25 protein-coding genes are annotated in these 25,468 nt (G+C 71.4%); 10 read left to right on the top strand and 15 right to left on the bottom strand.

The genetic code is table 11. The features are described from left to right. Positions 1-236 precede the first annotated feature (236 nt). From mraZ to M1M07_RS06740, 3 genes are all read right to left on the bottom strand, one after another. Positions 237-668, bottom strand: coding sequence for a division/cell wall cluster transcriptional repressor MraZ (mraZ, locus tag M1M07_RS06750; RefSeq protein WP_068160088.1), 432 nt, complete (start codon positions 666-668; stop codon positions 237-239). Between the two features lie 486 nt (positions 669-1,154). Further along, positions 1,155-1,574 (bottom strand): DUF3040 domain-containing protein, encoded by a 420-nt coding sequence (locus M1M07_RS06745; RefSeq protein ID WP_197254121.1) that lies wholly within the window; start codon positions 1,572-1,574, stop codon positions 1,155-1,157. Positions 1,575-1,758: 184 nt separating this feature from the next. Then, positions 1,759-2,151: an SAV_6107 family HEPN domain-containing protein gene (locus tag M1M07_RS06740; protein ID WP_248673638.1), complete on the bottom strand. Its 393-nt coding sequence runs from the start codon at positions 2,149-2,151 to the stop codon at positions 1,759-1,761. Positions 2,152-2,367: 216 nt separating this feature from the next. Here M1M07_RS06740 and M1M07_RS06735 point away from each other — a divergent pair, with 216 nt between their 5' ends. Genes M1M07_RS06735 through M1M07_RS06715 form a run of 5 tightly spaced genes read left to right on the top strand, consistent with a single transcriptional unit; the run spans position 2,368 to position 7,349 of the window. After that, on the top strand, positions 2,368-3,000 hold the full coding sequence (locus M1M07_RS06735) for an N-acetyltransferase (protein ID WP_197254117.1): 633 nt from the start codon (positions 2,368-2,370) through the stop codon (positions 2,998-3,000). 9 nt (positions 3,001-3,009) lie between these two features. Further along, positions 3,010-4,599, top strand: a complete 1,590-nt coding sequence (locus M1M07_RS06730) for an NAD(P)/FAD-dependent oxidoreductase (RefSeq protein WP_248673637.1) — start codon at positions 3,010-3,012, stop codon at positions 4,597-4,599. Then, positions 4,596-5,438 carry a carotenoid biosynthesis protein gene (locus M1M07_RS06725; protein ID WP_197254113.1) on the top strand — a complete coding sequence of 281 codons (843 nt, stop codon included), beginning with the start codon at positions 4,596-4,598 and terminating at the stop codon, positions 5,436-5,438. Before M1M07_RS06730 ends, M1M07_RS06725 begins: the two co-directional genes overlap by 4 nt. A gap of 32 nt (positions 5,439-5,470) precedes the next feature. After that, a complete protein-coding gene (locus tag M1M07_RS06720; RefSeq protein WP_197254111.1) occupies positions 5,471-6,208 on the top strand; it encodes a DUF3153 domain-containing protein in 738 nt (245 codons plus the stop codon). 1 nt (position 6,209) lies between these two features. Then, entirely contained in the window at positions 6,210-7,349 is a 1,140-nt protein-coding gene (locus tag M1M07_RS06715) for a glycosyltransferase (RefSeq protein WP_248673636.1), read from the top strand. A gap of 7 nt (positions 7,350-7,356) precedes the next feature. On the opposite strand, the gene metF is transcribed toward M1M07_RS06715, so the two are convergent. Further along, complete coding sequence (metF, locus tag M1M07_RS06710; RefSeq protein ID WP_248673672.1) at positions 7,357-8,277, bottom strand: methylenetetrahydrofolate reductase [NAD(P)H]; 921 nt, start codon at positions 8,275-8,277, stop codon at positions 7,357-7,359. Between the two features lie 151 nt (positions 8,278-8,428). Here metF and M1M07_RS06705 point away from each other — a divergent pair, with 151 nt between their 5' ends. The 4 genes from M1M07_RS06705 (at position 8,429) to M1M07_RS06690 (ending at position 13,748) form a co-directional block, all read left to right on the top strand. Then, positions 8,429-9,571, top strand: coding sequence for a polyprenyl synthetase family protein (locus M1M07_RS06705; protein WP_197254107.1), 1,143 nt, complete (start codon positions 8,429-8,431; stop codon positions 9,569-9,571). Next, positions 9,571-11,157, top strand: a complete 1,587-nt coding sequence (gene crtI / locus M1M07_RS06700) for a phytoene desaturase family protein (protein WP_248673635.1) — start codon at positions 9,571-9,573, stop codon at positions 11,155-11,157. The genes M1M07_RS06705 and crtI overlap by 1 nt, the downstream gene beginning before the upstream one ends. A gap of 91 nt (positions 11,158-11,248) precedes the next feature. After that, positions 11,249-12,853 (top strand): alpha-(1->6)-mannopyranosyltransferase A, encoded by a 1,605-nt coding sequence (locus M1M07_RS06695; protein WP_248673634.1) that lies wholly within the window; start codon positions 11,249-11,251, stop codon positions 12,851-12,853. Then, entirely contained in the window at positions 12,846-13,748 is a 903-nt protein-coding gene (locus tag M1M07_RS06690) for a phytoene/squalene synthase family protein (RefSeq protein ID WP_248673633.1), read from the top strand. The genes M1M07_RS06695 and M1M07_RS06690 overlap by 8 nt, the downstream gene beginning before the upstream one ends. 44 nt (positions 13,749-13,792) lie before the next feature. Here M1M07_RS06690 and M1M07_RS06685 read toward each other — a convergent pair whose 3' ends face one another. Next, the gene (locus M1M07_RS06685; RefSeq protein ID WP_248673632.1) at positions 13,793-14,164 is read right to left on the bottom strand and encodes an Rv2175c family DNA-binding protein; all 372 of its coding nucleotides are present in this window, start codon (positions 14,162-14,164) and stop codon (positions 13,793-13,795) included. Positions 14,165-14,314: 150 nt separating this feature from the next. On the opposite strand from M1M07_RS06685, the gene pknB reads away from it, so the two are divergent. Then, entirely contained in the window at positions 14,315-16,333 is a 2,019-nt protein-coding gene (gene pknB, locus M1M07_RS06680) for a Stk1 family PASTA domain-containing Ser/Thr kinase (protein ID WP_197254098.1), read from the top strand. Positions 16,334-16,409: 76 nt separating this feature from the next. On the opposite strand, the gene M1M07_RS06675 is transcribed toward pknB, so the two are convergent. The 10 genes from M1M07_RS06675 to M1M07_RS06630 all read right to left on the bottom strand — a co-directional run bounded on the left by M1M07_RS06675 (position 16,410) and on the right by M1M07_RS06630 (position 25,430). Then, complete coding sequence (locus tag M1M07_RS06675; protein ID WP_197254096.1) at positions 16,410-17,795, bottom strand: class II 3-deoxy-7-phosphoheptulonate synthase; 1,386 nt, start codon at positions 17,793-17,795, stop codon at positions 16,410-16,412. Between the two features lie 58 nt (positions 17,796-17,853). Then, positions 17,854-18,345, bottom strand: a complete 492-nt coding sequence (locus M1M07_RS06670; protein ID WP_197254093.1) for a polyadenylate-specific 3'-exoribonuclease AS — start codon at positions 18,343-18,345, stop codon at positions 17,854-17,856. A gap of 54 nt (positions 18,346-18,399) precedes the next feature. Continuing rightward, positions 18,400-19,167 (bottom strand): 1-acyl-sn-glycerol-3-phosphate acyltransferase, encoded by a 768-nt coding sequence (locus tag M1M07_RS06665; RefSeq protein WP_248673631.1) that lies wholly within the window; start codon positions 19,165-19,167, stop codon positions 18,400-18,402. 129 nt (positions 19,168-19,296) lie between these two features. Next, positions 19,297-20,277, bottom strand: a complete 981-nt coding sequence (locus M1M07_RS06660; protein ID WP_248673630.1) for an ROK family protein — start codon at positions 20,275-20,277, stop codon at positions 19,297-19,299. Between the two features lie 17 nt (positions 20,278-20,294). Further along, positions 20,295-20,723, bottom strand: a complete 429-nt coding sequence (locus M1M07_RS06655; RefSeq protein ID WP_197254088.1) for a hypothetical protein — start codon at positions 20,721-20,723, stop codon at positions 20,295-20,297. Next, complete coding sequence (locus M1M07_RS06650; RefSeq protein ID WP_248673671.1) at positions 20,720-21,925, bottom strand: ArsA family ATPase; 1,206 nt, start codon at positions 21,923-21,925, stop codon at positions 20,720-20,722. The genes M1M07_RS06655 and M1M07_RS06650 overlap by 4 nt, the downstream gene beginning before the upstream one ends. A gap of 29 nt (positions 21,926-21,954) precedes the next feature. After that, positions 21,955-22,392 carry an SRPBCC family protein gene (locus M1M07_RS06645; RefSeq protein ID WP_197254087.1) on the bottom strand — a complete coding sequence of 146 codons (438 nt, stop codon included), beginning with the start codon at positions 22,390-22,392 and terminating at the stop codon, positions 21,955-21,957. Between the two features lie 98 nt (positions 22,393-22,490). Further along, on the bottom strand, positions 22,491-22,880 hold the full coding sequence (locus tag M1M07_RS06640) for a polyketide cyclase / dehydrase and lipid transport (protein ID WP_197254085.1): 390 nt from the start codon (positions 22,878-22,880) through the stop codon (positions 22,491-22,493). 43 nt (positions 22,881-22,923) lie between these two features. Continuing rightward, positions 22,924-24,051 (bottom strand): glycosyltransferase family 4 protein, encoded by a 1,128-nt coding sequence (locus M1M07_RS06635; RefSeq protein WP_248673629.1) that lies wholly within the window; start codon positions 24,049-24,051, stop codon positions 22,924-22,926. A gap of 44 nt (positions 24,052-24,095) precedes the next feature. Beyond that, positions 24,096-25,430 carry a hypothetical protein gene (locus M1M07_RS06630; RefSeq protein ID WP_248673628.1) on the bottom strand — a complete coding sequence of 445 codons (1,335 nt, stop codon included), beginning with the start codon at positions 25,428-25,430 and terminating at the stop codon, positions 24,096-24,098. Positions 25,431-25,468: the final 38 nt, after the last annotated feature.

Genomic DNA, 25,468 nt, shown 5'->3' with positions numbered 1-25,468 from the left:
CGCTTCCTGTTCGGTCGATTCGGGAAACGAATCGAGACGTGGGGTTCGATCGGTGGACGGTCGTCGGCGTGCCGATACGCGGGCGGCGAATGCATCGAGGTCTCTGTCCGATTCGGGGACCTGGCGCTGGGGAAGTGCGTCAGGGCTCCGTTGCCGAACCTGGCGCTGGGGAAGTGCGTCAGGGTCGGCCTCGGGCAGAGGCCTCGCGGCACTCGCCGCGCGACCGAAGCAGCGGTTTACAGGATGTCTTGCAGCGCCTCGTCCCTCGCCTCCGAAAACTCTTCTTCGTGTTCGGCGAGGTAGGTCTCCCACGCCGTCGCGTCCCAGATCTCGAGGTGCTTGATCGCCCCGATCACGACGCAGTCCTTGGTGAGCCCGGCGTACTTGCGGTGTGCCGCGGAGAGCGTGATCCGGCCCTGCGCGTCGGGTCGCTGTTCGTCGGTGCCGGACGCGAGGCTGCGCAGGAATGCGCGCGCCTGCGGATTGCTGCGCGACGCGGCAGCGGCCCGCTCCGCGAGCGCCGCGAACTCGTCGCGCGGAAACACGGTCAGGCTGTGGTCTTGCCCTTTGGTGATCATCAGCCCTCCCGCCAGTTCGTCTCGATACTTCGCCGGCAACGTGAGCCGACCCTTGTCATCCAACTTCGGGGTATGGGTGCCGAGAAACACTCGCCACCCCCCGCCCTAGTCGGCCGGACCATTCGTCTCCGGCGGGGCAACCCGAGCCGCTCCGCCGCGACCCACAGTACCCCACTTTGCCCCACGTTCAACCAATTACGGGCCCGAATCGCCGGGCGTTTCACCCGAAATCGCTGCTCAACGGAGGTGGGGTGGAGTGGGGCGTTTTCGGGTCGGCAGGTCTCCGCGGCAGCCACCGGCCGTGCGCGTCCCCGGCCGGCTCCGATCGACACCGGAAAACCCCAGGTCGATGCGACCGCTCCGGACCGACTCGGAGGCGTCCCGCAGCTCGGTGGGGCGATGTGGGAGGAGTCGGGTGGGGTGAATCCGAGGGGTAAATACGGGGCGATGCGCGCATCGCGCCCGGCACGCACGTGACGCACGTCGCGGCATCCCCGAGACGACGAACGGCGCGACCCCTTTACATGGGGTCGCGCCGTTTCGCGGACTGCCTTCTACTCGTGGGCGAACTCGCAGCTATTCCTGTTCGAAACGCCGCCGGAAGCGTTCCTCCATCCGATGGGTGAACCCACCGGTGGATTTGCGGTTCCCTCGGGCCCGGGTTCCCTGCCCGGAACCGGATCCGCCCCCGCGAGGAGCATCACCGAGCGGCTTTCCGCGCCGACCTCCGACGAGGAGCAGAACGCCCGCGCCGAACATCACAAGAAAGCCGAGCAGGCTGATGATCGGGAACCCGCCCGGCTTCACCGGCAGGGCGACACCCGCGATCAACAACGCCAGACCCACTACGAACAGCGCACCGGCCTGCAGCCGTCGACGGCTGCCTGCCATGCCCAACCGACTGCCTCGGACGGTCGAGGCGAACTTGGGATCCTCAGCATAGAGCGCGCTCTCGATCTGATCGAGCATGCGCTGCTCGTGCTCGGAGAGTGGCACGGTACCTCCCCCGGCACTAAAACGGTGGCCGCCGATTCCTCCGGTGGAAACGACGGGGGGCCGACTTTGACGGCCGCCTGATTCTCATAATACGAGTACATCATGCGCTGGACCACCAACTCCGACACGGAGTCCCGCACGGGCTTCCGAACGTCCCCGCGGCCCGGCGCCGAAGGTCCCGCGCTCACTCGGGAACGGTCACACGATCGGAGAGACAATCCTCCACCTCGTGGAGAAACGACCCGACCTCGCCGTAGAACCTGTCGGCCTCGTCGGCCGGCAGCGTCCGTGTGATGCCGGACTCGATCGCAGCCCGGGTCTCGGAGCGGTCGGCGAAGAAGTACGCCCAGCGCGCGAATCCCGGATCCGCCTTCGCCATGAGCACCCACGCGTTTCGGGTCCGGGCGCGCCGGACCACCTGACCGGCGCGAACCTCGGCGACCGCGAGCACGGCCCCCGCTCCCCGCAGCGCGGCGAGGTAGGCGAGTTGGAAGCGTTCCGCGGCGTCGCGGGTCCCGGCGGCCTCGGACAGCAACTCGTCGGCCCGGCGCAGCATCGTCGCCGCCCGCGAGGACACCGGACGCGTTACGCAGCCTCGACGTCCGAACCCTGCTCCCCCGTCGGCAACCTGTGGCACGACCATCACTCACCTCCCCGTGACTCGGGTGGGTGATCCGGGGATGTTCGCTTCCCTCGAACATCACCGGATCACCGTTGTCGAACATGCGTTCGACGTATTCAATATAGCTGGACCCACCGACATATCGTCAAGGGAAGGCGGACTCCTCCCCGCATGAGCACGGACCCGATCCCGCACGACGCGGCGCCGATTCTTCTCGACCTGTCCCCCGCGGAATTCCGCGCGCGCCTGCCCCAGATGCTGCCCATCTACGTCGCGGCCATGAAATATCCCCGCGGAACCGAGTACCACCGCGCCCCGATGTGGTCCGAACATGCCGGCCGTCCCGGGTGGCGTGCCGTGGCCGCCGCCCTCCCGCACGACCCGTCGACCCTCGTCGCGATCGCGTACGGCTACCGCGGCGCTCCGCAGCAGTGGTGGAACCAGCAGGTCCGCACCGGGATGCGGCACGCGGGATATTCCGTCGAACAGATCGACGCCACACTCGGCGACTACTTCGAACTGACCGAACTGCACGTTCATCCCGATGCGCAGGGACACCGCATCGGCGAAGCCCTCCTGCTGCGACTGCTCGACGACCGGCCGGAGCGCGCGGTGCTCCTGTCCACCCCCGAGGTACCGGACGAGGACAACCGCGCGTGGCGGCTGTACCGCCGCCTCGGCTTCCGCGACGTGGTGCGCGGGTTCGTCTTCACCGGTGATGCGCGACCGTTCGCGGTGCTCGGGCGCGAGCTCCCCCTCACGATCGAGACCCGGCCGCCGCTCGAGACCGGACCGCGGCGATAGCCTGAGCCCGTGATCGACGCAGTCGTGGTGGGTTCCGGGCACAACGCCCTCGTCTCCGCGTGCTATCTCGCACGCGCCGGCCGGTCGGTGGAGGTGCTCGAACGCGACACCGTGCTCGGGGGCGCCGTCTCCACCGTCGAACGGTTCCCGGGCCACGCCGTCGACCGCGGTTCGTCCGCGCACATCATGATCCGGCACACCGGCATCCTCGAGGAACTGGAGCTCGACGGTTTCGGGTTGCGCTACCTCGACTGCGACCCGTGGGCGTTCGCGCCCGCGCCACCGGGCAGCGACCGTCCGGGCATCGTCTTCCATCGCGACCTCGACCGCACCTGCCGATCGATCGAAACCGCATGCGGCCCACGCGAAGCCGACGCCTATCGGCGTTTCGTCGACGTGTGGGGTCCCCGCAGTGCCGCCGTGATGCGCTCGTTCTCCGCGCCGCCCACCGGACGGCACCTCCTCTCGTCGTTCTGGGGTCTGGACACCGGCAGCGGCGGCAGCGACCTGTCGCGGCAGTTCCTGGCTTCCGGCGACGCGCTGCTCGACGAGTACTTCGACGACGAGCCGCTGAAGGCCGCGCTCGCGTGGTTCGGCGCGCAGTCGGGGCCCCCGATGTCCGAACCGGGAACCGCGCCCATGGTCGGGTTCGCGGCCCTGATGCACACGCTGCCCCCGGGCCGGGCGGTCGGCGGCAGTGGTGCCCTCACCCGCGCTCTCGCTGCCCGGCTCGCCGCGGACGGCGGCACCGTCACCCTCGGCGACGGCGTCACCGAACTGCGCCGCTCGGGCGGCGGGTGGGTGGTCCGGACCGAATCGGGCCGCACCGTCACCGCGCGCACGGTGGTCGCCGGATGCCACATCCTGACCACGCTGGACCTGCTCGAACGCGGCGGCTACGACCGCGCGCGGCTGACCGACTGGCGTCGCCGCATCCGCGTCGGGCCGGGCATCGGGATGGTGCTGCGCCTGGCCACCGACGCGCTTCCCGCCTACGCCGGGGCCGAGTCCGCCGCCGACACCACGCGCGGACTGCAACTGCTGGTCGAGGACCGGGCCCACCTGCGGCTTGCACACGGTGCCGCGCTCGCCGGCGAACTGCCGCCGCGCCCGGCGGTCCTCGGGATGAGTTTCACCGCATTGGATCCGTCCATCGCACCGGCGGGTGAGCACCAGGTGACGTTGTGGGCCCAGTGGCATCCGCACCGGCTGTCCGGTGGTCGCCGCTGGACCGACCTCGCCGAAACCGAGGCCGACCGGATCGTCGCCGAGATGGAGTCGCGTGCGCCCGGGTTCACCGCGTCGATCCGGCACCGGCACATCCAGACCCCCGAGAACATCGAGCAGGAACTGGGCATGATCGGCGGCAACGTCATGCATGTGGAAATGTCCCTGGACCAGATGTTCATGTGGCGGCCGCTGCCGGAACTCTCCCGGCATCGGGTGCCCGACGCGCCCGGGCTGTATCTGACCGGTGCGTCGACACATCCCGGCGGCGGCGTGTCGGGCGCGAGCGGACGCAGCGCCGCCCGGGCCGCGCTGACCGACACCGCCGGCGGACCCGCGCGCCGCCTCGTCCGCCGGCTGACGAGCGGATGATCGAGCGCCCCACCGCGGCGGTGGCACTCGCGGTCGCCGCCGTGGCCGCTCAGATCGCGTATCCGCTCACGCACGGATCCGCTCGGGACGTCGTCACCGTTCTCGTGGTGGCACTGCTGGCCGCGGCCTGTACGGCACACGCCACGTCGCACCGGGGCGGCGCGTGGGCGGCCGGGCTGTTCGCGATCTCGGCCGGGCTCGGATTCGCGTCCGAGGTCGTCGGTACCGCCACCGGATACCCGTACGGGTGCTACGCCTACGCCACCGACCGGCTCGGTCCCGCGCTGTTCGACGTCCCGCTCGTGGTACCGCTGGCATGGACCGCCGGCTTGTACCCCGTGTGGTGCGTGGCGACGCGGCTGACCCGCCGGCCCGCCCCGCGGATCGCCGCGGCGACGGTCGGCATGGTCGGATGGGACCTGTACCTGGATCCGCAGATGGTCGCGGACGGGCAGTGGACGTGGTGTCACGGACCGGGGCTCCCCGGGCTCGCCCACATCCCGCTCACCAACTACGCCGGCTGGGTGGTCGTCGCGGCCGTCATGGCCACCGCACTCACCGCGCTCGACCGGGTGACCCGGCAGCCCACGGGCGGCGCGACACGATGGCCCCGGACGACCCGGAGCGACGCGGTGCCGGTCGCCCTGTTCCTGTGGACGTGGCTCGGGTCGGCACTCGCCCACACCGTCTTCCTCGACGCACCGGAGCTGCGCTGGTCGGCGATGTACGGATTCGTCGTGATGGGGCTGCTCGGCGTCCCGCTGCTGGTGTCGCTGGTCCACGCTCGCCGAGCGCACCCGAACCTGCGGCGACTCGCCGGAACACCCCCGGACCTCTGACACCCCCGCAGGATGCTGGCACGATATCCGCTGTGCAGCCGTCCCTCATCCCTGCTCCCCGTCGCCGCCCGATCCGGCAGGCGGTCCTCCTTCTCCTGTTGCTTCCGCTGCTCGCGGGCTGCCTGCGTGCCCAGGTGACGATGGGTGTCTCGGCCGACGACCGGGTGTCCGGTCAGATCGTCGCCGCGACGATCCCGGTCGACGACAACGACAAGGGACCGCAGCTCGTCGTCCCGGAATCGCTGGCCGGACGCGTCCGGGTACAGGAGTACAAGCAGGACGGCTACGTCGGCAGCCAGGTGTTCTTCAGCGACCTGTCGTTCGGCGACGTGCAGCAACTGGGCGCGATGACCGACCAGAGCGCGGGCTCGTTCCAGATCTCGTTGCAGCGGGCCGGTGATCTCGTGTCCCTCACCGGCAAGGTCGACCTCGAATCGGTGCCCGCGCAGGGCACGGACGTGCAGTTCACGATCGCGTTCCCGGCCCGGATCGCCACCACCAACGGCACCCGCGAGTCCGACTCGGTCGTCACGTGGAAGCTGCCCGCCGGGGACGTGACGAACCTGCGCGCCGAGGTCCGCTACTCCGATCCCAACACCCGCGGCTTCGCCGGGTGGGCCGGTATCGTCGCCGGGGTCACGCTCGGGGTGGCACTGATCATCGGTGGCCTGGCCTGGCTCAATCGCAACCCGGCACCCGTCCGCACGTCGGCGACCGGGCCGGATCCCGACTCCGGCTCCGGCCCGGCCCCGGACTCCGACAATTCGTAGCGTGATCACCGCGGTCACCCGCGCCGGCGCGGCGGTAGCACTGTTCGGCGCGGTCACCGCCGTCGCCAACCGGCTCACGCTCCCACGGCTCGAACCCGGCACCGCCACCACCGAACCGGTCACGGTGCTGGTCCCCGCCCGCGACGAAGCGCACCGGGTGCCGGATCTCGTCGCGGACCTGCGTGCCCAGCACGGCGTACCGGGGATGCGGGTGATCGTTCTCGACGACGACTCGTCCGACGGCACCGCCGACGCCGCGCGCCGGGCCGCCGCCGGGGACGACCGCATCGAGGTGGTACGCAGCACGGAGCAGCCACCGGCGGGCTGGACGGGTAAAGCTGCCGCGTGCGCGCACGCCTACCGGGTCGCGGCACCGGCCGCGGACACCGGCGTGATCGTGTTCGTCGACGCGGACGTGCGTCTGGCACCGCAGGCGCTGGCCGCGGCGGTGACGTCCCTGCGGCGGATGGGCGCCGACCTGCTCTCGCCCTGGCCGTTCCAGGTGGCCGGATCACCGGCGGAGCACCTGCTGCAGCCGCTGTTGTGCTGGTCCTGGTTCTCGTCGCTGCCGGTCGCGGTGGCCGATCGTACGACCCGGCCGTCGATGGCGGTGGCGTGCGGGCAGTTCCTCGTCTTCGACGCCCGCGCGTACGCCGCGATCGGCGGTCACGCCGCGGTCGCGTCCAGTCCCACGGAGGACCTCGATCTCGCCCGCTCCCTGCGTGCCGCGGGCCGTCGCACGGTGGTCGCGGCGGCCGGGCCGCTCGCGTCGTGCCGGATGTATCTCGATCGCCGGCAGCTCACCGCCGGATACACCCGCTGGCTGTGGTCGGCGTTCGGATCCACCGCCGGTGCGGTCGCGGTCCTCGCCGGGTACACGCTGGCCTACGTGCTGCCCCCGGTCGCCGCGGTCGCCGGGCACGGTTCCGTCCGGCGCTGGGGTCTGGCCGGCACTGCCGCGGCGCTCGTCTCGCGCACGCTGGCCCGGTCCGCCGAGCGGGGGACCGCGCCGACCGGATCGGATGCGGTGGCGGCGCTCGGGCATCCCGCCGCGATCACCGAGTTCGGTGCTCTGACGGTCGCCTCGTTGCGCGCCCGGCGCGAGGGCCGGACCGGCTGGAAGAACCGGCCCCTGCCCTGAGCGTTCGTCAGGCGGGCTGGACCACCGGAGTGGGGACCTCGATCCCGAGCCGCGCCAGCACCTCGCGGGTCGCACGCGCGAAGTTCAGCGTGATGAAGTGCAATCCGGGTGCGCCCTCGGCGATGAGCCGCTCACACATCTCGGTCGCGACCTCGATACCGACCTCGCGCACCGCGGCACGGTTCTCCTCGGGGCCGTCGCCTGCGGCCCGCACGAGCCGTTCCTCGAGTGCCGCGGGGAGCCGGGAGCCCGACAGTTCGAGACTGCGCCGCGCCGACCGCAGCGACGTGATCGGCATGATCTCGGGAATGATCGGCTTGAGCGCCTGCTCCGCGTCGCACGCCGCGACCCGGTCCCGCAGCCGCAGGTAGTGCTCGACGTCGAAGAACATCTGCGTGATCGAGTACTCGGCGCCGGCCCGCAACTTCTGCACCAGGTACCGGGTGTCGTGGTCGAGATCCGGGGAGCGGTAGTGCCCCTCGGGGAAGGACGCCACACCGACGTGGAAGTCGCCGAGTTCCCGCACGAGCCGGACCAGTTCCTCGGCGTGCTCGACGCCCTGCGGGTGCTTGGTCCATTCGCCCAGCGGATCGCCGGGCGGGTCGCCGCGCAGGGCCAGGATGTTGCTGATTCCGCGGTCCGCGTAGGCCCCGACCATCGCGCGCAACTCGTCGATGCTGTGCCCGACCGCGGTCAGGTGCGCGACCGGCAGCAGGGTCGTCTCCTCGGCGAGCTGGCCGGTCACACGGACCGTGCGGTCCCGGGTCGAACCCCCGGCGCCGTAGGTCATGGACACGAACGCCGGGCCGAGCCGTTCGAACTCCCGGACGGCACGCCAGAGCCGCGCCTCCGCGTCGGCGTCACGGGGCGGGGAGAACTCGACGGAGAAGGGAATCCGGCGGTGGGACGGTACCCGCAGCCGGTCCACGATCGACGGTGTGCGGGAGGTCCCGCCGCCCTGGCCCCCGCTGACGGAATCGCATGTCACCCGACAAGCATAGGTGGCCGGAGGGGGGTGGGTTCCTCGTGCCCCCGATAGGGTGGTCTTCGGCGCCGCGACGTCTCCACCGACCCGGTGCATGCCCCACCCGGCGTCGGCGCCCGCCCATTCGACCAGGAGGAATCCCCTGTCCACCGGATCTGCTCACGTTCCGCCCTCGCTGCTGCCCGAACTCGTCGAGGGCGCCCTGCGGGACTTCTTCGTCTCACGCGCCGAGATCGTCGCCGCGGTCGGCGGGGGTTACCCCGAAGCGGTCACGGCTCTCGAGTCGTTCGTCCTGCGCGGCGGCAAGCGGATGCGGCCCGTATTCGCCTGGACCGGCTGGATCGGCGCCGGCGGCGACCCGTCCGGACCGGACGCCGGAGCGGTGCTGCGCGCGTGCTCGGCGCTGGAACTGGTGCAGGCCGGTGCGCTCGTGCACGACGACATCATCGATGCCTCCACGACCCGCCGCGGTTATCCCACGGTGCACGTCGAGTACGCGGAACACCACCGCGCCGCGCAGTGGCTCGGTGTCCCCGAGCGGTTCGGTGAAGCCGCGGCGATCCTGCTCGGCGACCTGGCGCTCGTGTGGGCCGACGACATGCTGCGCGAGGCCGGGCTGGACGCTGCGACGGCGGCGCGGGTCACGCCGGTGTGGTCGGCGATGCGCACCGAGGTCCTGGGCGGCCAGTTCCTGGACATCGCCGGGGAGTCGGCCGGCGACGAATCGGTCGAGGCGGCGATGCGGGTGAACCGGTTCAAGACCGCGGCGTACACGATCGAGCGTCCCCTGCATCTGGGTGCGGTCCTGGCCGGGGCGGACGACGCGCTGGTGGACGCGTACCGCCGATTCGGAACGGACGTGGGCATCGCGTTCCAGTTGCGCGACGACCTGCTCGGGGTGTTCGGCGACCCGGAGGTCACCGGCAAGCCGTCCGGGGACGACCTGCGCGCCGGGAAGCGGACCGTGCTGTTCGCGCTCGCTCTCGCCGCCGCCGACGCGACCGACCCGGCCGCCGCGCAGCTGCTGCGCGACGGGATCGGCACGGATCTGAGCGACGAGCAGGTCGAACGGATGCGGGCGGTGATGACCGAACTCGGAGCCGTCGACCAGGTCGAACGTCGGATCGCCGCGCTCACCGAGGACGCGTTCGCCGCGCTCGACGCGTCCGACGCCACCGACCAGGGCAAGACCATGCTGCGTGACTGGGCCCTGGCCGCGACGCGGCGCACAGCGTGATGAGCCCGCTGCGCACCGTCGCCGGAGCGGATCGCGTCGTCGTGGTCGGCGCCGGGCTCGCGGGCCTGGCCGCGGCGCTGCACCTGCGCGGGGACGGCCGCGAGGTCACCGTCCTCGAACGCGAGAGGTCGGTGGGCGGCCGGGTCGGCACCCACGTCGGGCCCGGCTACGAGATCGACAACGGCGCCACTGTCCTGACGATGCCGGACCTGATCGCCGACGCACTCGCCGCGGTCGGCGCGGATTTCACGACGGTGGATCCACCGCTGCGCATCCATCCGATGACGCCCGCCTATCACGCCCGGTTCGCCGACGGCAGCAGCATCGACGTGCACTCGGATCCGGATCGGATGGCCGCCGAGGTCACCCGCGTGTGCGGCCCGGACGAGGCGCGTCGCTACCTGCGGCTTCGGCGCTGGCTCGCGGACATCTTCGACGCCGAGTTCGCCCACTTCATGGACGCGAACTTCGACTCCCCCCTCGACCTGGTCGGCTCCCCGGCCTCGGCGCGGGACCTGCTGCGGCTCGTCCGGCTCGGCGGTTTCGGCCGGCTCGGCGCCCAGGTGAACCGGAAAGTCACCGACCCGCGGTTGCGGCGTATCTTCACGTTCCAGGCGCTGTACGCGGGGGTGGCGCCGGCCAAGGCGCTGGCGGTGTACGCGGCGATCGCCCACATGGACACCTCCCTGGGGGTGTTCTCCGTCGAGGGCGGCATGCGGTCGGTGGCGCGCGGTATGGCCGACGCCCTGGTGGCGGCCGGCGGCACGCTCCGGCTCGGCACCGAGGTCGGCGACCTCGAGTTCGACGGCCGCCGGGTGGTCGCGGTGCGCACCACCGGCGGCGACCGGTACCCGTGCGATGCGGTCGTGCTGACACCGGACCTGCCGGTGGTGGACGCACTGCTGCCGCGGCCGCGGCGACGGCGCACGGTGGCGTCCCCGTCCGCGGTGGTGCTGCACGGCAGCATCCCGACCGCCGTCAGCGCGGAGTGGGCGGCCCGTCACCATCACACCATCGAGTTCGGTACGGCCTGGGAGAGCACGTTCGCCGAGATCACCGCGCGCCGGGGCCGCGGCCGGCTGATGCGCGATCCGTCGCTGCTGATCACCCGGCCCGCGCTGAGCGACCCCGGACTGCGGTTCGTCCGCGACGGCGTCGAGCACGAACCGCTGTCGGTGCTGGCGCCGTGCCCGAACCTGGACAGCGCGCCCTACGACTGGCACGCGCTCGCCGGGCCGTATGCGGCCGAACTGTGTGCGGAACTCGAACGGCGCGGGTTCGACGGGATCACCGACGGGTTCCGGATCGACCACGTCGACACGCCGCAGACGTGGCTCGAGCGGGGCATGCTGGCGGGCAGCCCGTTCGGCGGCGCGCATCTGTTCCGGCAGACCGGCCCGTTCCGGCGGCGCAACCTCGATCCGCGCTATCCGAACGTGGTGCTGGCCGGGTCCGGCACGGTGCCCGGGGTAGGGGTTCCGACGGTCCTGCTCTCGGGTCGGCTCGCCGCCGAACGGCTCGGGGTCCGGCGCCGGTCGACCGCGCCTTCCCCCACGGTGGGCGGCGCGGTTCCGGGACTCAACTAAACTGTCTGTTCGTCGTAGATCATCTGCACGGTGTCACGTGTGCACATCTGCACCGTGTCATTGCGTGCATCAGGGGGAGGTAACCGTAACCATGTCGTCCCCTGCTGCCTCCGACGCCGCACCGGACGCCTCACCGACCGCGGACGGGAAGCCGCGGCAGCCCGGCCGAGGCATCGGCCCGTTCCTGCGCAGCCCCGCCGGGAACGCCGCGCTGCTCGGGGCGGTCGGCGCGGCGCTGCTGGCGTTCGGCAGTTTCGGTGCCGGGAGCGTCCGACGGCAGGATCCGCTGCTCGAGGAGATGTTCCTGTCGTGGCTGCGGTTCGGTCACGGGCTGTTGCTGTCGACGATCCTGGTGTGGACGGGCGTTCTGCTGATGATCGCGGCGTGGGTGCGGCTCGGCCGCAGTGCCCGCGCCGGTCTGGTGAGCCTGCGCGACACCTGGAAGGTGCTGTCCGTGTGGGTGGTGCCGTTGCTGATCGCGACGCCGCTGTTCAGCCGCGACGCGTACTCCTATCTCGCCCAGGGCGCGATGCTGCGGGACGGGTTCGATCCGTATGTCGACGGTCCGGTGGTCAATCCCGGCATCCTGCTCGACAACGTCAGCAACGTGTGGAAGACCACGACGACACCGTACGGACCCGTGCACCTGCTGCTCGGCGCCGGGATCACGTCGCTGACCGGGGACAATGTGGTGCTGGGGACGTGGCTGTGGCGGCTGACGATGCTGCCGGGCCTGGTCCTGATGGCGTGGGCGGTGCCGAAACTGGCCCGCAGGATGGGCGGCGATCCGACCATCGCGCTGTGGCTGGCCGTGCTCAATCCGCTCGTGCTGATCCACCTCGTCGGCGGTGTCCACAACGAACTTCTCATGGTCGGCCTCATGATGGCCGGCATCGTGCTCGTGCTCGAGCGCCGCCACGTCGGCGGGATCGCGCTCGTGTCGCTCGGCGCGGCGATCAAGGCCACCGCCGGCCTGGCCCTGCCGTTCCTGGTCTGGGTGTGGATGGTGCACGAGCGCGAGCGAGCCCGTGAAGAGGGGCGTGATCCGGCCGCGCCGGTCCGGTTGTTCGTCAAGACCGCGGGTATCGGCGTCGTCGTTTTCGCCGCCGTGTTCGGTGCCGCGTCCGCGCTGGCCGGTGTCGGCATCGGATGGCTCACGGCGCTGTCCGGATCGTCGAAGATCATCAACTGGCTGTCGCTGCCGACGATGATGGCGCACGTCGTCACGTGGTTCACGCCGTGGCGGCTCGGCCCGGTGCTCGACGTGACCCGCATGATCTGCATGGTGGCGCTCCTGGTGATCCTCGTGTGGGCGTGGTGGCGGTTCCGGCGGACCGAACGCGACGCCGTCCTCGGCATCGTGGTCGTGCTGACTGCGGTGACCGTCCTCTCCCCCGCCGCGCTGCCCTGGTACTACTCGTGGCCGCTCGCCGTCGCCGCGGCGTTCGCGATGTCGACGCGGACGTTGATGGTGCTCGTGGGCCTGTCCACCTGGTTGATGGTGATCTTCAACCCGGACGGCTCGATCGGCATGTACAACGCGGCACACGTGGCCGTCGCGATCTTCGTGTCGGTGGTCGCGGCGCTGTCGCTGCGCACCGTCGATCCGCTGCACCTGCGTTCCCGGCGCCCGGCGCCCGCACCGACGGCCGATCGGGTTCCGGCGGCATCCGCGGAGCCCTCCACCGGTGACTGACGACCTGGGCGCGGCGTTCCGGTACTGCGAGCGGCTGACCGCCGCGCACGGCCGCACCTACCACCTGGCGGCACGACTGCTGCCCCCGGACCGTCGCGCGGGTGTGCACGCCCTCTACGGGTTCGCCCGCACCGTCGACGACATCGTCGACGTGACCTCCGTCGACGATCCCGCCACTGCGTCCCGGCAGGTCGACGCGGTGCACGCGCGTCTGCACGCCGCGCTCGCCGGTGATCCCTGCCCGGCCGACGACATCGGCCTCGTGGTCCGGGCCACGGCCGACACCATTCACCGCTACGAGATCCCCGTCGACTATTTCGAGGCGTTCGTGCGGTCGATGCGGATGGACATCCCGGCGACCGCCCAGTTCCGCGACCGGTACCGCGACATGGCGGAGCTGCAGGAGTACATGTACGGGTCGGCGGTGGTGATCGGCCTGCAGCTGCTACCGGTGTTCGGTGTCGAGGACCCCGACCGGGCGGGCCCGTACGCGGCCGCGCTGGGCACCGCGTTCCAGCTGACCAACTTCGTGCGGGACGTCGGTGAGGACCTGGCGCGCGGGCGGATCTACCTCCCTGCCGACGGCTGGGCCGCGTTCGGGGTGGACGACGAACTGCTCGCCGAATGCCGGCGCACCGGCACACCCGATCCGCGGGTACGCCGGGCGCTGGCACATTTCGTGGCGCTCGCGCGTGCCGAATATCGGCGCGCCGAGCCGGGACTGGCCCTGCTCCCGGACCGTGTCCGGCCGGGCATCCGGGCGGCGTTCGTTTTGTACGGCCGGATTCTCGACCAGGTCGAGGACCACGGGTACCGGGTGTTCGACCGGCGGGTCGTGGTGCCGCGCCGGCAGCGGGTGGCGGTGCTGCTCACGCAGCTCACCACCCGCCGCTGAGGCTCGGAAGCCCAAGGCTGTCGGTCGGAAGGCAAGACTGTCGCTCAGAAGCCCAGGGCTTGGGCCCGGCGGACGACCTCGCGCGCCGAGTGGGTGTGCAGTGCCGCCGCGGGGCTGCCCCCTTCGAGCGAGTCGTCCTCGCGGAACAGCCAGGTCAGGATCTCGTCGTCGCGGAAGCCGCCGTCGTGCAGGACCGCGATCAGGCCCGGCACGATCTTGAGGAGGTGCCCGTCCTCGCCGAAGAACGCTTCCGGCACGGCGAGCACGCCGTCGCGCTTGATCGCCAGGATCTGGCGGTCCCGCAGCATCTGGTGGACGCGGGTGATGACGACACCGAGTTGTTTCGACACATCGACGAGTTGCAGCACCGGGACCGAGGGGTCGAGGACGTCGTCGCAGAACGGGATTGAACTCACCCGGGTAACGTTATCGGGTTCGATCCTCTGTCCGCGCGAGACCGTCCCGTCCGGGGCGCTGGCTACGATCGACTGGGGTGTGCAGGCCCCACCCACTCAGGAACCGACCGACGTCGTGCACCGGCGTCGCAGAACACGGGGGTACACCGCGTGACCGCTGGAGGCGACCGCATGGTCGGCATCGTGCTCGATGGACGCTACCGGATCGAAGCGCCCATCGCTCGGGGCGGCATGTCGACGGTGTACCGGGGCACGGACCTGCGGCTCGACCGGCCCGTCGCCGTCAAGGTGATGGATCCGCAGCTCGCCGCCGATCCCCAGTTCCGCACCCGATTCGAGTTCGAGGCCCGGGCGGTCGCGAAGCTGAACCATCCCGGTCTCGTCGCCGTGTACGACCAGGGGCACGACGGGGAGCACGCGTTCCTCGTGATGGAGCTGGTGGAGGGCGGCACCCTGCGTGAGCTGCTGCGCGAACGCGGGCCGATGCCCCCGCACGCCGCCGCCGCGGTCGCGGCACCGGTGCTCGGCGCGCTCGCCGTCGCGCATCGGGCGGGCCTGGTGCACCGCGACGTCAAACCCGAGAACATCCTGATCTCGGAGAGCGGCGAGGTGAAGATCGCCGATTTCGGGTTGGTGCGGGCCGTCGCCGCCGCCACCACGACCTCCCGCAGCGTGATCCTCGGCACCGCCGCGTACCTGTCGCCGGAGCAGGTGACGGTCGGCAACGCCGACGCGCGCAGCGACGTGTACTCGGCGGGCGTCGTCCTCTTCGAGATGCTGACCGGGCGCACCCCGTTCACCGGCGACACGTCGCTGTCGGTCGCCTACCAGCGGGTCGAGAAGGACGTGCCCGATCCGGGATCCTGCATCGACGGGGTGCCCCCGGAATTCGACGAGCTGGTCCGGCACGCGACCGAACGCGAACCCGGTCAGCGCTTCGACGACGCCGGCGCGATGGCGGCGGCGCTGACCGAGGTGTGCGAAACCCTGGCGTTGCCCCGGTACCGGGTGCCCGCGCCGCGCCGCGCACCCCGGCCGACCGCCGCGGACGCCGCTGTCGCCGCGCCTCCGGCCCCCGTGCCCGTCGAGGTGGCGGCATCTTCGTCGGCGGCCTCGGCCGTGCACTCGGATGCACCCGCGACCACGGTGATTCCGTCCGTCCCGGCCCCCGCCGGTCCGGCTGCGCCGGTGACGACGCGGCACACGCGGGTCGTCACCCAGCAACAGCCGCGTGAGTTCGCGCCGGCGCAGGCGCCGGTGCCGCGTCCCGACTACGCCCTCGAACGTCGCGCCCAGCGGCGCCGGACGCTCGGCTGGATCGTCGCGATCCTGGTCGTCGCGCTGCTCCTCGGCTACGGCGGGTGGTGGCTCGGCGCGGGACGGCTGGCCACGGTGCCCACGATCGCCGGCCTGGATCGGGCGGCCGCGGTGTCGGCGCTCGAGGCCGCGGGGGTGGCGAGCGAGATTCGCGGGCAGTATTCCGACGACGCCCCGGTCGACGCCGTGCTCGGTACCGACCCGGCCGCCGGTGAACGCGTCGGCGACGGCGAGACGGTCGCGCTGCTGGTGTCGCTGGGCCGGCCGACGGTTCCGAAACTGACCGGTGGGGGCGACCGCGCGGCCGTCGAGGACGAGCTGCGGCGGCGCACGTTCGAGCCGGTCGACGGCGGCACGGCCTTCAGCAACACGGTCCCCGAGGGTGGGGTTGCCGCGCTGGATCCGGGTCCCGGCACGGAGCTGGCCGTGGGTTCACCGGTGAAGGTGATCATCAGCAAGGGCGCGGCCCCGGTGGAGATGCCCGACGTGTCGGGCAAGAAGCCCGACGCCGCCCGGTCCCAGCTCGAGGCTGCGGGCTTGACCGTGGTCGAGACGAGGGAGGTGTTCGACCCGGACGTCGACGCCGGCCGGGTCGCGGGCACGGATCCCGCGACCGGTACCGAGGTCGGGGCCGGCAGCAGCGTCACGCTGCTCGTGTCGAACGCGGTGAAGGTTCCGTCGCTGCTGGGGCGATCGGTCACGGCGGCCCGCAACGAACTCGAGCGGCTCGGTCTCGGGGTCGAGGTACGCCAGGTCGCGGACACGGACCGGTCGGTGGTGATCGGTCAGAGTCCGGGCGCGGGTGATCGGGTGGAGCCGGGCGGCACCGTCACGCTGACCGCCCTCCCCTGATCTCGAGGATCTCGAGCACCGGAGACGCGTCCGGCCCCGGCGCGCGAGCACCGGGGCCGGACGTCGAGGGCAAGTGTCAGCCGCGCAGCATCTCGGCGACGAGGAACGCCAGCTCGATGGACTGCTGGGTGTTCAGACGCGGGTCGCACGCCGTCTCGTAGCGGCCGTGCAGGTCCACGTCCGAGATGTCCTGGGCGCCGCCGAGGCACTCGGTGACGTTCTCACCGGTGAGCTCGACGTGGATGCCACCCGGGTGGGTGCCGAGCGCGTTGTGCACCTCGAAGAAGCCCTGCACCTCGTCGACGATGCGATCGAAGTGGCGGGTCTTGTAGCCGGTCGAGGACTCGTGGGTGTTGCCGTGCATCGGATCGCACTGCCAGATCACCTGGTGGCCGGTGGCCTCGACCTTCTCGATGATCCCGGGCAGCAGGTCGCGCACCTTGGAGTGCCCCATCCGCGAGATCAGGGTCAGCCGGCCCGGCTTGTTGGTCGGGTCGAGCCGTTCGACGTACTCGGCGGCCAGATCCGGGGTGGTGCTCGGGCCGATCTTGAGACCGATCGGATTGGCGAGCAGTTCGGCGAACGCGATGTGCGCACCGTCGAGCTGACGGGTGCGGTCACCGATCCACAGGAAGTGAGCGGACAGATCGTACAGGCGCGGGTGCCCGTCGGTGTCGTCGAGGCGCAGCATCGCGCGCTCGTAGTCCAGCACGAGCGCCTCGTGGCTGGCGTAGATCGTCGCGGCCCGCAGGTTGGGATCGATGACGCCGCACGCATCCATGAAGCGCAGCCCGCGGTCGATCTCCGAGGCGAGTGCCTCGTAGCGGGCACCGGCCGGGGACTTCGACACGAACTCGCGGTTCCAGTCGTGAACGCGGTGCAGGTCGGCCTCGCCACCGGCGGTGATCGCGCGCACCAGGTTCATCGCCGCGCTGGCGTTGGCGTACGCCCGGACCAGCCGTGACGGGTCGTGGGTGCGGACCGCGGCGTCGGCGACGATCGAGTTGACCATGTCGCCGCGGTAGGACGGCAGGCCGAGCGCGTCGGTGTCCGACGACCGCGGCTTGGCGTACTGCCCGGCGATCCGTGCGACCTTCACGACCGGCAACGACGCACCGTAGGTGAGCACCACGGCCATCTGCAGCAGCGTGCGGATGTTGCCCTTGATGTGGGGTTCGGTGTTGTCGGCGAACGTCTCGGCGCAGTCACCGCCCTGCAGCAGGAACGCCTCGCCGCGCGCGACGGCGGCGAGATGATCCTGCAGTTCGATGACCTCGCGGGGCACGGTGATGGGCGGCACGCTCTCGAGTACGGTGCGCATCGCCGCCGCCTGATCCACCGGCCAGTTCGGCTGCTGCAGCGCCGGCTTGGCGAGCGCGGCGTCGAGCTGCTCACGCATCTCGTCCGGCAGCGGGGGCAGTTCGGGCAAGCGGTCGATCGGCACGTCGACAGTCCAGTTCACGCTCACCAGGATATTGCCCCTGACCACCGGAGGTCACGCACCCCCGCAACCGGCGGGTTCACCGGGTGCGGCGGGCCGCTTCGATCGCCTCGAACTTCGCGAGGTTGTGGCGTGCGTCGGCGAGCGCGTCGTGATTGTCGTCCGGCACCGGCGGCAGCAACGGACGCCCGTGCTGCTCCCAGTGCTGGCGCAGTTCCCGGGTGAAACGCGGAATGGCGTCGGGCAGCTCGGGCATCGCGCCCCACAACTGCGCGAGGACGACGTGGTCGTAGGCCCCTATCCAGGCCCACAGCTCGGGCTGGATCCCGGGTCGGGGGATCAGGAACGCGAGCAGGTCGTCGCGGATGCGCGCCCGCGATTTCCACGCGGGATGCGCTTCGGGGGGAAGTTTCGGCAGCACGTTGCGACGCACCCACGGACCGGCCCGTTCGGGATCGAACTCGTTGGACACCGCATAGAACTCACGGCCGTCCTCGCAGGCAACACCGATCGACACGAGCTCGATGGTCCGGCCATCCTCGATGAACTCGCAGTCGTAGAAATAACGCACGTGCGGACATTATGCCCGATAGGGTCGCGCGGCAACGATTCGCGTCGCCCCGATTCAGCCCGCCTGGGTGTCGGGCAACCGGTCGGCGTCGGCTGCGGCCGGCGCATTCGTCCCGGAAGCCGCGTCCTCCCCTGCCTTCTCGGAGGCTGCACCCTTCTTCTTCAGGGTCGCGGCGTAGATGTCGACGTACTCCTGGCCGGACAGCTGCATCAGCGCGTACATCACCTCGTCGGTGACGGTGCGCTCGACGAAGCGGTTCCCGCCCATCCCTTCGAAGCGGGAGAAGTCGATCGGCTCACCGATCTTCACGGTGATCTTCGCCGGCCGCCACGTCTTCGAGCCGATCGGGTTCATCTTGTCGGTACCGATCATCGCCACGGGGATGACCTTGACGCCGGTTTCCAGGGCGAGGCGTGCCATGCCGGTCTTGCCCTTGTAGAGCCGTCCGTCCGGCGACCGGGTGCCCTCCGGGTAGATGCCGAGCAGTTTGCCCTGACCGAGCACGCGGACGCCGGCGTTGAGGGCGTCCTGCGCGGCGTCGGCGCTGGTGCGGTCGATGGGCACCTGGCCGACGGCGGAGAAGAACCAACGCTGGAATCCGCCCTTGAGGCCGGTTCCGGTGAAGTACTCGCTCTTCGCGAGGAAGGTGATTCGCCGACGCACCATCAGCGGCAGGAAGAACGAATCGAGGACCGCCTGGTGGTTACTCGCGAGGATCGCCGGGCCGTCCGACGGAATGTTCTCTCCGCCTTCGATTTTCGGGCGTCCCATGAGATACAGCAGCGGCCCCAGCAGAACGTATTTGAACAGCCAGTACCACATGGCATCCCTCCTGAACCCCGCCCGCACCACCACGCGCGCTCGACGATCGACTCTACGTCCACGCGGTGTCGGCGTGCACACCGCGACCCGCGTGCACGCGAGGTCACACCGGCGGACGTGACCAGCATCTCAGTCGGACGGACCGATCCTGCCGGGGTGCGCCGGGCCGCGGGCGAGATCCGCGGCGCCGATCAGTCCCGCCGCGTCCCCCAGATGCGCGGCGCGGATCCGCGCGAGCGGGCGATGCCCGGTACCGGTGAGGGCAGCGGCGTAGTGGTCGCGGGCGTCGTCGAGGAACAGCGAGGCCGAGCCCGACACACCCCCGGCGATCACGACGAGTTCGGGATCGTAGATGTCCGCGACGGCCGCCAGGCCGACTCCGAGCCAGCGCGCGAACTCGGCCATCGCGGCGACCGCGAGCACGTCCCCGTCCTGGGCCGCAGCCGCGATCCGGCGGCCGGTGAGCGACCCGGGATCGGCCGCGGCGTCACGGGCGAGCAGCGAGCGGCCCCGGACCGTGGGCAACAGGTCGACGGCGGTGTCCACGAGTGCCGTGCCGCTGCAGTACCGCTCCCAGCATCCGCGTTTGCCGCACGCGCAGACCCGGCCGCCCGGAACCATCTGCAGGTGCCCGAGTTCCGGGGCGACACCGTGAGCGCCCCGGTAGATGCGGCCGTCGAGCAGCAGCGCTGCGCCGATGCCGGTGCCCAGCGCGACGAGGACCACGGTGTGCGCACCGGCGGCGGCCCCGAACCGATATTCGGCCCAGGCTGCGGCGTTCGCGTCGTGTTCGAGGACGACGGGCATCGCGAACCGGTCGGTGAACCGCTGCGCGACCGGCGCGTCCACCCAGGCCAGGTGGGGCGCGAACAGCACAGTGCGACGGTCGACCGCGAGGAATCCGGCGACGGCCAGCCCCACCGCGGCGACATCGTTGCGTTCGGACAGGTACCGGACGGTCTCCTCGAGCGCGTCTTCGAGGGCGCCGGCCGACGCCGGGGTCGCCGCGCGCACCGAATCGACGATCGTGCCCGTGCCGTCGACTACCGCGGCGCGGATGCTGGTGCCGCCGACGTCGATGCCGATCGTCAGCCGTTCCGGTTCAGTCATCTCGGTTCCCGCGCGGATCAGGGGCGGATCGTGACCGGAATGGACACGAACCCACCGTTCCGGTCGGTCGGCTCCGGCGGCGGAGTCGGCTCCGGACCGCCGGAACCCGCAGGGCCGGTCGGCGGCGGGAGGTAGCGGGCGAGCAGTTCGCGGATCAGCGCGATGAGCGCGGCGATCTGGGTGGCCAGCCGGGTGAGCAGTTCGTGGGGTTCGCCGCGCAGCAGGGCGGCGGCGGCGCACACCGGGCACCACGAGCAGCCCGCGGAGGGTGCGGGGGTCGGCGTGCCGGAAGGGACGGCGTCGGCCGCTGTGTCCCCCGGCCCGGCATCCGCCGGTGCGGGAGGCTGCGCGGCCGCGTACTGCTGGACGGCACGGTCGACACGGTCGAGAACGGCCTCGGCGAGCAGCCGCAGTTCGGCGACGAGGGCGTCGTGTTCGGAGCTCACTGCGGCCACACCGCCGGATCCGGAACGAATCGCACCACCAGGTCGCCGCCGTCGAACTCGGCACCGGAGACCGTGCAGCGCCGCAGACCCGATGCCAGCCGGACGCGACGGCGGATCCCGTCCGCGCCGACCACGAGGTCGTCGTCGACCCGGCCCAGGGTCAAGGTCGCCGGATCTGCCAGCGGCAGATGCATCCGCATCGTGTACACCGAATCCACCCCTGTCCCCGATTCGTGTTGGACCCGGATCGGGGTCGTGTCGGCGGCCGCCGGCTCCCGAACATCCCGATCGTCCCGGTAGAGCGCCCGGGCAAACGCCCCCAGAGACGCCAACCCTACCGGTTCCGAGGCCTGCCGCTCACATTCGAGGACCGGCACGTCACCGACCGAGGAGACGATGTCGTCGAGCACCGACCGTTGCGTCCTGCGCTGCGCGGCGAGCCAGTCCGCGGCCGGTCCGGTGCCGGCACCGAAGTCGGGCACGAGGCCGTTGACGATCACACCGTCGAGGCGCAGCCCGGACAGCGCCGTCCACGAGCGGAGCCGGCGCAGTTCGGCGGCCGAGACACGGTCGGCGGTGCCGACGAGGGTCACCGACGTGCGCCGCCGATCCGCGAGCAGATCCGTGATCTCCCCGAGCCGGTCCATCATCCGGTCGAACAGCGCCACGACGAATCCGAGCCGCAGGTCCGGTCCGGTGGCAGCCTCGATCCGGCTGTGCCGCGGCCAGATCCGTTCGACGTAGTCGGCGGCCATGCGGGGCGCGGCCAGCGTGCCGAACGCCGCGGCCCCCGACGGGCAGTCGACGACGACCGTGTGCCGTCGGCCGTCCGAGGTCAGGCGGGCGATCTCGTGGAGGGCGAAAACCTCCTGCAGGCCGGGCACACCGGTGATCTCCTCCGGCGCGGGCAGCGCGAACCCCGCGGCGTGCTCGTGTCCGCCCCCTGCGGCCGCGAGGAGCCTCGCCAACGCCGCAAAGCGCTGTTCGAGCAGGGCGAGCGAGTCGATCTCGAGGATGTCGAGTCCGTCGGCGACGGACCGGACGACGCCGGGCGCACGGTCGAGACCGAACAGGTCGGACAGCGACGACGCCTGATCCAGCGACACCAGCAGCACCGGGTGCTGCGGGCTCGCGGCCGCGACTGCGGTGGCGGCGGCCACCGTGCTGGTTCCGGCGCCGCCCTTGCCGACGAACAGCCGCAGGCGGGTCTCGGCGGTGCCCTCGTTCTCGCTCAGCCCTCGACCTGCTTCTTGAGTTCCTTGAGCGCGGTGTCGGTGATCACCTTCTCGGCCTTGCGCTTGAACAGGCCGATCATCGGGATCGTCAGATCCACGGTCAGTTCGTAGTCGACGGTGGTGCCGCCGCCCGGAGCGTCGGACAGCGCGTACGTCCCGGACTGCGCCTTCTGGATCTCACCGGATTCGAGTTCCCAGCTGACCGAACGGCCGTCCGCCGCCCACACGTAGCGCAGCACGTAGGTGTCCTTCACGATGCCCGCGTCGAGCACGAACCGGACACGCTCGGCACGACCGTCCGGAAACCTGTCGAGCACCTCCACCGACTTCGCCGCTTCCACCCAGGTCGGGTACTCGTCGAAATCCGCGATCACGGACATCACCCGATCGGCCGGAGCAGCGATGGTGATCGACCGCTTGGTCTTCTCGGCCATGCGATGACGCTTCCTTTCCGTCTGTTCCGCCCGGCCACATCCCCGGGACGGTTGTCTGTCCCCACACCGTAACGGTCGCTGCCGTCACCGGCCGATCGTCAGTACTGCGGAGGCTCCCCCGCGGGCCGGCCGGCCTCGAGCTGCTGCTTGATCTCGAAGGTCATCTTCTTTCCCGCAACCCGCCGTTCCCGGTTCAGCTTCGCGAGGTCGAGCATGCCGACCCGTTCCGGCGCGACACCGGTCGGTTCGCAGTGCAGGAAGTAGTGGACGACGGCGCCGTCGAGCATCTCCTCGAGCCACACCTCCATGGTCCCGTTCAGCGGACCGGTGACCGCCCAGCGAATTCCCTTCTCGCCGCGGTCTTCCCGGACCGTGAGGGCCAGATCGGGCCACCACACACGCCATCGGTCGCGCCGCGCGACGGCCGCGGCGATGCGCTCGGGCGGCGCGGCGATGAAGGTCTGGTCCGACACCTGAATGCTGCTCACGGGGGACAGCTTCACATACGGCGGTGGTCGGCTCGATGCGGGGTCAGCTCAGGATCTTGCGCAGCTTCGCGCCGAGGGTGTCCCAGCGCCATTCGGCGCCGACCCAGGCGCGGCCCGCGGCGCCCATCGCGGCGGCGCGGTCACGGTCGGCGAGCACATCGGCGATGGTGTCCGCGATCTGCGCGACGTTCGTGCCGTCGACGACCCGCCCGGTCTTTCCCTCCTGCACGGTCTCGGGTGCGCCGCCGGATCGTCCGGCCACGACCGGGACGCCGGTCGCGGACGCCTCGAGGTAGACGATGCCGAGGCCTTCGACGTCGAGACCGGCACCGCGGGTCCGGCAGGGCATCGCGAAGACGTCGGCGATCGTATGGTGCGCGGCGAGTTCCGCGGCGGGGACCCCTCCGGTGATCACGACGTGTTCCTCGACGCCGACCTGCCGGACCAGCTCGCGCAGCCGTCCCTCGTAGGGGCCTCCACCGACGATCACGAGCACCGCCCCGTCGATGCGGCGCCGGATCTGCGGCAGCGCGCGGATCAGCATGTCCTGGCCCTTGCGGGGTACCAGCCGCGACAGGCACAGCACCGTGGGCCGGTCCCCCAGCCCGTACCGGGCGCGCAATTCGGCGCGTGCGGCCGGATCGGGCCGGAACACCTCCGTGTCCACACCCGAGGGCAGGTGCTCGAGACCGGCGTTCGGCCCGAAGGCGGAGGCGAACCGGCCACGGGTGTAGCGGCTGACGAAGGTGACAGTGTCGGTGCCGTCGCCGATGCGCCGCAGCGCACCGCGTGCTCCCGGCAGCATCGACCAGCCGACCTCGTGCCCGTGTGTGCTGGCGACGATCTTCCGCGCCCCCGCGCGCCGGAGCACCGGGGCCAGCAGCGCCAGCGGTGCGGCCGCCCCGAACCAGACGGTTTCGCAGTCGTGCTCGGTGAGCAACCGGGTCGCGCGGCGCGCCACCATCGGGGTGGGCAGCATCAGGGTCGTGGGGTGGCGGACCACCTCGAACGGCTGCCGGGCGTCGAACTTCGTGTGACTGTCGCCGCGCCACCGGGGTGCGTAGACGACGAGGTCCTCGGCCGGCAATTGCGCCGCGAACGACTGCAGGTACGACTGTATGCCGCCCGGGCGAGGCGGAAAATCGTTCGTCACCAACAGTGTTCGAGGCATGACGTTCACCGTATCGGTGCGGGTTCGACCGCCGGGTGGGCGGGTCACCGGGTGGACGCGGCCAGGCGGTCGTCGACCCAGCTCCCCCACGCCGCGACGAACGTGCCGGTGTCGGTGCCGAGCACGTCGGTCAGCACGGCATCGAGCTGCGCTCCGTCGATCGGCCCGCGGGCGAGCCGCCGATACAGTTCGGTCAGCCGCGCGGGCCCGTAGTCGTCGGCGGTGTAGGCGGCGAGCGACCATGCCGTCTCGTAGGCGAGCAGCGACCGTTCGTCGGTGAACTCGGCGTCCTCGGGCAGCGCGGCCGGGGTGCCGTTCCGGGTGACGGCCGCGGTGAGCGTCGGCGCCGTCGCGTCGAACTCCTCGTCCGCACCGAGATATCCGATGTAGTCGGCGTAGCCCTCGAGCATCCACAGCGGGGAGCCGTCGACGGTGTCAGCGCGGGCGGCGATGTGGGTGAGTTCGTGCCGCAGCACGGTCCGCAGGCCCTCGGCGTCGAGCCTGTCGGCGGCGGCCGGGCTGAACACGATGCGCTGTCCGGTGGCGCTGCCCGCGCGGGGATCCACGGCATCGGACACCGCGACCGCGGCGATCCCGGCGCCGTTGTGCCGGTCGCCGACCTGATGGGTGAACTCGTCGTGGGACGAGGTGACGAGGACCACGGCCCGGCGCGACCAGTCCGTTCCCCAGATCCGGTCGACGGCGCCGACGGCGGGCTCCATCTCCCGGGCGATCGCATCCACGAGCTCTTCCTGCTCCGGGTGGCCGATCACCAGCGACCTCCCGCCGGAGCGTTGCGGCACGGGTTCGACGACGAGCGGCCCGAAGTCCCACGGGCCACGCCACGTGACCCGGCCGGGTCCGGGTTCGTCGTCGACGAGACGCCAGCCGTCGTCGCGCCGCACGACGACGACGGTGACGGGCTTGCGGGTGGGTTCGGCGTCGATTCCCTCGATCGCGTAGCGCAGGTACACGGTGCGTGTCTGCGCCTTCGCGTCGCCGAGCCGGGCGGCGACGTCGGCGGGCACCGGGGCGGGTTCCGCGTTGCCGAGCTCGTATCCCCAGTCCGAGAGCGGGACCTGCGCCACCGCGGCGGCCCTGCGCAGTTCCGCGTCGAGGAAACCGGGCCGGGCCCGGTCGTCGACGAGCGTGCGCAACGTGTCCGCGTCGGCGGCCCGGACCGCGGCCGCCCAGGTGTCGAGCAGCGCCTGGATCTCCTCCGACGCCCCGTCGACGGGCCCGGATCGGGGGCTCGTGTCGTCCGGGGTGAACAACACCAGCAGCGCGACGGCGGCCACCACAGCGGCGAGCCCGACGACCGCGAACCGCTCCCAGCCCCGCGGCGCGCGCGGTCGCGGAGAGGGCGAGGAATCGGGCACGGCGGACAGTCTAAGACCGCGCCCCACCGAGCACCGGA

This window comes from Rhodococcus sp. HM1, from assembly GCF_023218075.1.
GTDB lineage: Bacteria > Actinomycetota > Actinomycetes > Mycobacteriales > Mycobacteriaceae > Rhodococcus.
The sequence above is the reverse complement of the archived record's forward strand: the minus strand, read 5'-3'. Positions and strand labels throughout refer to the sequence as shown.

Excerpts from the sequence above, each read along its gene's own strand:
- M1M07_RS06735 (WP_197254117.1), top strand. The coding sequence starts at position 2,368 with ATGAGCACGGACCCGATCCCGCACGACGCGGCGCCGATTCTTCTCGAC.
- crtI (WP_248673635.1), top strand. The coding sequence starts at position 9,571 with ATGAGCCCGCTGCGCACCGTCGCCGGAGCGGATCGCGTCGTCGTGGTC.
- M1M07_RS06695 (WP_248673634.1), top strand. The coding sequence starts at position 11,249 with ATGTCGTCCCCTGCTGCCTCCGACGCCGCACCGGACGCCTCACCGACC.
- M1M07_RS06725 (WP_197254113.1), top strand. The coding sequence starts at position 4,596 with ATGATCGAGCGCCCCACCGCGGCGGTGGCACTCGCGGTCGCCGCCGTG.
- M1M07_RS06665 (WP_248673631.1), bottom strand. The coding sequence starts at position 19,167 with ATGTGGTACTGGCTGTTCAAATACGTTCTGCTGGGGCCGCTGCTGTAT.
- M1M07_RS06705 (WP_197254107.1), top strand. The coding sequence starts at position 8,429 with ATGCCCCACCCGGCGTCGGCGCCCGCCCATTCGACCAGGAGGAATCCC.
- M1M07_RS06660 (WP_248673630.1), bottom strand. The coding sequence starts at position 20,277 with ATGACTGAACCGGAACGGCTGACGATCGGCATCGACGTCGGCGGCACC.
- M1M07_RS06645 (WP_197254087.1), bottom strand. The coding sequence starts at position 22,392 with ATGGCCGAGAAGACCAAGCGGTCGATCACCATCGCTGCTCCGGCCGAT.
- M1M07_RS06635 (WP_248673629.1), bottom strand. The coding sequence starts at position 24,051 with ATGCCTCGAACACTGTTGGTGACGAACGATTTTCCGCCTCGCCCGGGC.